The sequence below is a fragment of the Parafilimonas sp. genome (assembly GCF_047606085.1).
In the GTDB taxonomy this organism is placed as follows: domain Bacteria; phylum Bacteroidota; class Bacteroidia; order Chitinophagales; family Chitinophagaceae; genus Parafilimonas.
This window is the reverse complement of sequence record NZ_JASGEX010000109.1, coordinates 1-6,577: the sequence shown is the minus strand read 5'-3', so window position 1 is coordinate 6,577 and position 6,577 is coordinate 1. Positions and strand designations below refer to the sequence as shown.

Annotated in this window: 3 protein-coding genes, 1 tRNA gene and 1 pseudogene; 1 reads left to right on the top strand and 4 read right to left on the bottom strand. The window is 45.0% G+C overall.

Annotated elements, in window-relative coordinates:
• Positions 1–148 precede the first annotated feature (148 nt).
• A pseudogene (locus QM629_RS09550) lies at positions 149–451 on the top strand (IS1595 family transposase); the annotation flags it as partial.
• A gap of 334 nt (positions 452–785) precedes the next feature.
• On the opposite strand, the gene QM629_RS09545 reads toward QM629_RS09550, so the two are convergent.
• The 4 genes from QM629_RS09545 to QM629_RS09530 all read right to left on the bottom strand — a co-directional run bounded on the left by QM629_RS09545 (position 786) and on the right by QM629_RS09530 (position 6,407).
• Positions 786–4,325, bottom strand: coding sequence for a S8 family serine peptidase (locus QM629_RS09545; RefSeq protein WP_415159560.1), 3,540 nt, complete (start codon positions 4,323–4,325; stop codon positions 786–788).
• A gap of 618 nt (positions 4,326–4,943) precedes the next feature.
• The gene (locus QM629_RS09540) at positions 4,944–5,090 is read right to left on the bottom strand and encodes a hypothetical protein (protein ID WP_415159558.1); all 147 of its coding nucleotides are present in this window, start codon (positions 5,088–5,090) and stop codon (positions 4,944–4,946) included.
• Between the two features lie 324 nt (positions 5,091–5,414).
• Positions 5,415–5,486 (bottom strand) — tRNA-Met (locus tag QM629_RS09535).
• 90 nt (positions 5,487–5,576) lie between these two features.
• On the bottom strand, positions 5,577–6,407 hold the full coding sequence (locus tag QM629_RS09530) for a head GIN domain-containing protein (RefSeq protein ID WP_415159556.1): 831 nt from the start codon (positions 6,405–6,407) through the stop codon (positions 5,577–5,579).
• Positions 6,408–6,577: the final 170 nt, after the last annotated feature.

Below are 6,577 nucleotides of genomic sequence, written 5' to 3'. Positions count from 1 at the left end.
TGCTTTTAAGCTTAAAAGCAGGTTCCCGCCTGCGCGGGAATGACGGGCAGGAACGAGAATTAATCTTGCCATCTGATAAAGCAAGTACAAATTGCCAATGCATAAATTTATCCGGTGTTTACTATAAATATATTAAGGCCATAAACTTTTTAATCGGCGATGCTTAAAATGTAAAAAAGATGAAAGCCCAACTGCTGGAACAATGTTTGACAAAGTAAAATTTTCTTTATTGATAGCATTTCATATTGTTTTTAAAGTTGTCACAAAGAAGAAAGGCATGTCCACTTTGGAATTAAGCAGGGAATTTGAATTACGTCAAAAGACATGCTGGGCATTTAAGTGGAAGATTCAACAAGCAATGCAAAGCAGCAAACAGTATCCCCTAACCGGCGAAGTTCATGTGGATGAATTTTTTATCGGCCAAACAGAAGAACAAAAGCGAGGCAGAAGTAAAGTGGCCGAAGGAATATGTTTAAGCGCATTCCGAAACTCCTATGTAAAAGGTAGTGCTGCACGACAGCAAAATATTTGCCCAAGGGGGGATAATATATTTAATTTTTCAAGTCATTTATTCTTTCAATTTTTATCACAGGCGGCTATACTTCTATCAGCAGTCACAGGCAGTTGTTGTTTTGTGCTGCAATTCTATTTTAAATCCTGGGGTAAGAATATACGGCTGCACACTCACGTTAGTATAGAATAATTCTGAACTGGTTGAAAGGCTCTGCATCAAAAAAGGCCGGCCCGTTTGGGCCGGCCTTCAAAAAACAGCCTTACGGTTTCATTTATCGCGCAACTATTAATTTGCGTATTTCCTTCTTGCCTTTTTCATCAATAACCGTTATAAGATAAGTGCCGGCAGCATAGCATGAAACGTCTATGGATTGCAGGAACGATTTTGCGCCCACCTGCACTTTTCTTTCCTGCAATGTTTTTCCTTTCATATCACTTACCAGTATGGTAACCTTGCCACTGTACCCGCTAAGTGAAAGATTGGTTTTGCCCGTTGCAGGGTTTGGAGCCAGCTTGATGGCATCGCCTGCATCGGCAGGCATTACAGCTGTAGCTGCTTCACCGCTGGCTGCTGCAGCTTTGGCCGCGCCATCATCATTTATAATGGTGCCGATAGCTTCTCCCTTAGCTAAAGTGGCATTAACCGGATTGTGTAAAACAACCTTAAATGTTTCGTCTGCTTCTGCTACTTTATCCCCTGTAATCAATACAGGTATTATCAGTTTTGTGATAGTGTTCGCGGGGAAAACCAATATGCCTGGTACGGCTATGTAATCAACGCCCGGAGTGGCCGTAATGCCTTTGAATGTATAGGTTGCTGTTACGGTTTTTGCCGGTTTTTCGCTCAGGCTCACACTAAAATACATAAGCTTATAGCCATTGCCTTCTTTAACTGATTTGTCAGCAACGGAAATTACAGGGCCAGACGGGGGCACTTCTGCGCACACATCGGGCGCCGTGGTTATGGTTAAATCCCATCCGCCATTAAAGTTACCTTTATCAAGGCCCGGATAATCATCTACCACATATAAGCTCCATGTGCCATTAGGATCTTCGCCCCCGAATGCGCTGTTTAGTGTAGCCAACCCTGCCGTGCCCGGGTTTTCATAAGGGCCTTCCGGAGCCGGGGAATCGAATACGTCGCCGGCGCCATAGTTGGTAGGTTTATAGGTTCCGGAAACAAGGCCGCTGCCTGCGGGCATAAGGCTTGCCGCATCGTCATCTAAAACCAGGTTAATGTCGGTTGTCGTATTCGGGTACTCCATAACATCAGACATAATAACCATTTTCTTACCACCCGGGCTTACGAGCAACACATCCACATCGCCGGGCCATGTATGGTTAAATTGTTTTAACCCTACGGTTATTTTGGTGATCTTTCCTGTTAAGCCTGATACAGCAATCGTTGAGGGATATGGCGAAGTGGCGCCTGTAAGCGGTATGGTAATCGCGCCCGTATTGGCAAAGGTAACCGGGTCGGATTGTGTTCCTGTTGTCCCGAGCTTTAAAGCATAAGTAACAGTGCCGGCATTAACACCGTTATCATCCAATGCAAGCGTGAGCGTTATACTATCGCCACAGTTGCCGGTAGCTGTAAATGTAAACGGTTTGGCTATGGTGTCCCCGGCGCCAATAGCGCCATAAGTTTGCGCGCTTCCGGGGTTTGTTACGCCGCCTGTGGCCTGCAGGGTTGCCACAAGATTGGCAGAAGCTATATTGCCCGTGTTTACCAATGGCAGGGTTACGGTAACCGTTTCACCGGGGTCTGGCGCATTATTAGGCGGAACGCCATTTTCGGAAGTAATGGTTACCGGCGAAGCTGCTTGTATATAAACTGCGGTAGCGCCGGCTGCTTCCAGCGCTTCGTAAGTCATAACGATGCCGGCGCCGGCATCTCTGTCGGTACCGGAAGCTTCTATATCAATAGCGCTGCTTACAAGCGCCGTGTGTATTTGTGCAGGGGTCAGATCAGGGAATTTAGACAGTACCAGCGCTGCTATTGCCGCAGCATTAGGTGCGGCGGCAGAAGTGCCATAAAATGTTTCAAACCCGGGTGTACTGGTTGCACATCCATCTGCTGCTGTAACATCGGGCTTCTGCAGCAAGGTGCCGCCATTGGTGCCGAATAATACATTGCCGGCTGTAATTTCCGTTCCATCGGGATGATAGAAGATCCTTCTCGGCCCGTCTGAGCTAAAGCCTTCCACCACATTGGATGAATTGAACGGGTCAGGATAGGGGCCTTGCGGGAAATTACTGTAATAAGGTGCGGCGGCAGGCGTGGCCGCCACCGTATAGGCGCTGCCTGCTGCGTTGTGGCCATACATTACGCCGGGAGTAGCAATGGCAAGCCGGCCACGATTTGTATTCAGGTGCAGCGCCCGTATGGCGGCCCCGGTATTTTTTATAATATAAAACCTGTACGTAGCAGGAAAAGCATAATGCAGGTATTCGTAAGGATTATCATCGCCATCCTGAACGTTGGTGGAAAAATCAACTATGCCGCTGCCGTCAGGGGTTGTTGCATAAATATCGTAATCATTGGAGGAAGCGCCCAGCGGGTCAGACCATTTTAAAGTTACCAAACCAGTGGTTCCTGTAACAGTATTATACAGGGCACCACCGCCAAAATCATTTACTGTGCCCGGGAATAGCGAAAGGCTTCCGCCATCAGTAAAATCGCCTTCCCACACACCGGCAGTGCTATCATCTACATTGCCAGAATTGCCGGCAGAAGAAAAATACAATGCACCTGAAGCAGTGACTGCATTTACGGATTGCGCTACGTTGTCATCCTGGAAAACGCCTTCTGCATAATAGGTTACATCATCTACAATAATATCACAGCCTGCTGCACGAAGGTCCAGTATGTTTTGGGCGAAGCTTGCCTGGCTGGTAAAGGCTGTGGCAAAATACAATTCAGCATCCGGCGCAATATCATGTATCAGTTCCAGCATGGCCCGGCCTTCATAACCGGATCCTGCCTGGCCGGGAAGTATGTTAAGCACGGAAGGCAGATCGCCCGTGGCCTGCGATGTTTCGTAATCATCAACGCCATCAGACAGCACACCTATTTTTACACCGGCGCCGGTTGCGCCAAAAACAGCCCTTGCCAAAGCTGCTTTATGCGTTGCATCGGCTTCCGAGGCCACAGAGCCGGCAGCATTGCTGTTGTAAGATGCATTGGGGCCAAGCATCTTATTTAATTTGTTGCGCACATTGGCGGCGCGGACGGCAAAATCTTTGCGGTTATTATCAGCGCCCGCATTCCCGGCTGCATGTTCTTTATTGCTGCTGCCATTTATGCGGGGATCATTATGTGTAGGCGCCTGCCATTGGTTTATATGCAGGATGGCCTGGCTGCCTGCAATCTCTTCCACCTTGTTTAAAGGCACATTGGCCACAATATTGCTGAACCGTTCAGAAGAAAAAATAATATCAGCGCCAAGCGCCTTCAGGTTGCTTAATAACTGGGGCGAAACCTGCGCTTCCATATCCACCTTTACTTTACCCTGGCTGTTTGTTTTTACGGTTGATTTCAGTGAAGGCAGCTGGCTTGCAACCGCAGTGTTGTTTTGCATTTTATACGCCACTAAAAGCCGCGACTCAATTTTCTTTTGCACCGGCGTTCGCGAGGCTTTTTCCTGCATTAAAAATTTAATTTCCTGCATTGCCTTTGGCTTGAGGTTTTGTGCATTCAGCCCTATTGCAAGAAATACGGCAATTAAGGATAAAACTGCATGCCTGCAGGCATTTCCTGATCTTTTAATCTGTGGAAAGATTAGGAAATGGATGGGTAGATGTTTTGTCATATATGTGTGTTTTTGTTAAGCCTTTCTTAACCATTTAGTTAGCTGACAGCAGGTCAGGATAGCTAATGAGGAGCTTACAAGATACTGTTATTTCTGATATGTATTATGATTTTGAACAACAATATCATAATACATAATCTGTTTACACTGATTAAAATCTTATTTAAAGCCTTGCAGGGGCGAAGGCTTGGTAGCAATTACAAATAACCCGGATTGCTTAAAGCTGCAGAGAGCAGCCTATCCAAAAGTTGTTGCACAGAAAAAACAGGGCCGACAGAGATATCGCTGCTTTGTTCATAAGCCCAAAAAATCTTGCAGAGATTTCTTCGTAGTAGAAAATGATAAGGCAGGAACCCGGCTGAATTTAAAAATGACTAAAGCAGGATGGTTTTAAATATATTTCCGAAGATGTTATTAGAGGCACGAAACCTTTCTCAAAGTTTCAGGGATTTAAAGTGAAGTGAAACAAGAGTACGCAATGATGTTGAATAACCATTAAAGATATATACATTAAAGTTAACGCCATGCCGCAAGAGATTTTTTACTTGCTCACATGGCGTTGTATAATTGCTTAAACCCCTATTAATCTTGATTAAAAGCTTTAAAGAGCTTTCCAGGTTAAGCATTCTTGATTGCAGAAAGGTATTCCTGCATGGTAATTTTACCCATGGAAAGCTGGTTGTATAAAAAGTTTTTATCAACTTTTGAGCTGCGTATCCGGCTTACCACTTCCCTGTCGAATAATAATTTTTTTAAATTTTTCATGGTATATAAGTTGTTTAATTTATTTTAACGTGTACTTATTACACATTAATACGCCAATAAAGAAAAGGTAACCCCATGCACTATAAAAGAATGCCAGTTTTTAATAAAAATTAAAATAAGAGGCCGTCTCTTTTTTCGATGCCTCTTATACAGCTTCCCTGCCCGTCCGGTCAGGCGGGCTTCAGATTCCACTTCACAGTGGGCACCCTTGCTCTTGGCTAATGTTACGCACTGCAACGCTCATTCGGGACTTACACCCTATAGATGATAAACATGCCTGACACACAATAAAAAAGCCTCACATTGCTGTAAGGCTTTTAACTGTTGCGAGGGGAAGGATCGAACTTCCGACCTTCGGGTTATGAGCCCGACGAGCTACCGCTGCTCTACCTCGCGATATATAAGTTTAATTAAATCTAAGAACTTGTGAACCGGGGTGCAAATATAAGGCGGCAATGCCACCGGGCAAAACTTTATTGAAGAATATTAGCTTTTCTTTTTAACGGTTGATCCTCCGCTTACATCCAGGTTCGTTACATTGGCTGCACCGGAATAACGAATGCTGCTGCCGCCGCTTGCAGTGGCCTGCAATTCTTTATTTACATTAATGCTGGCAGATGATGCGCCGGTTGCTTCTACTTTACAGTTATCAGCCGTAAGATCGCTGCCCTTAAAATTACAGGCCCCGCTGGCATCTATTACCAGGTCGGTGGCGCTTCCACTAACGTCTGTAACAGATGCGCCGCCCATATTAAAGCTTGTTTTACCGCTATGCACACTGCCTTTAAAATTACTGGCGCCGGTTTGAGACAGCACAAATGAAGCGGCGGTAAAATTCGTCTTTGTATTTGATGCGCCGCTTAATTCAAAATGTACATTATTCGCTTTTATCGTTCCGTTTAAATTGCTGGCGCCGGAAAGCTCCAGTTTAAAATCGCCCAAACTAACAGGATCAGTTATTTCCACGTTGCAGGCCCCGCTCACATCAAGCGCCTCAAGGCTGGTGAAAGTTATATATGCTTTTAAATGTTTGTTGCCCCAGTTCCAGCCATTCCATGCGCCATTTTCCACAAAAACTTTCAGCACACCGTTTCTTACTTCCGTTTTTATTTTATTGATGGCATTCGCATCATCAGAACTTACTGCCACGCCCTGTGTATTGCCCTGGGACAGATATAAGTTAATGGCGCCTGAGATGTCAATCTTTGTAAAAGCGCTTACGTTTCTAACCTGCGCATTGGGATCGCGAACTACGTTTTGTGCATGTAAGGCAAGGCTTGTTACAGCAAGGAACAGGCAGAGGATTATCTTTTGCATGATTTGTTTTTTTCGTATAACGAAGATTGTAATAAAAGGTTACACCAGGGCAAACGCATCTAAATTAGGTGGAAATAATTCCCAAATGTGGATAAGAATGCGGGTTTAAAGAGATTGGCCAGAAGTTATCTACGTTTGTCTTTTGTTAAGTATAAAGCAGGAAAATGCAT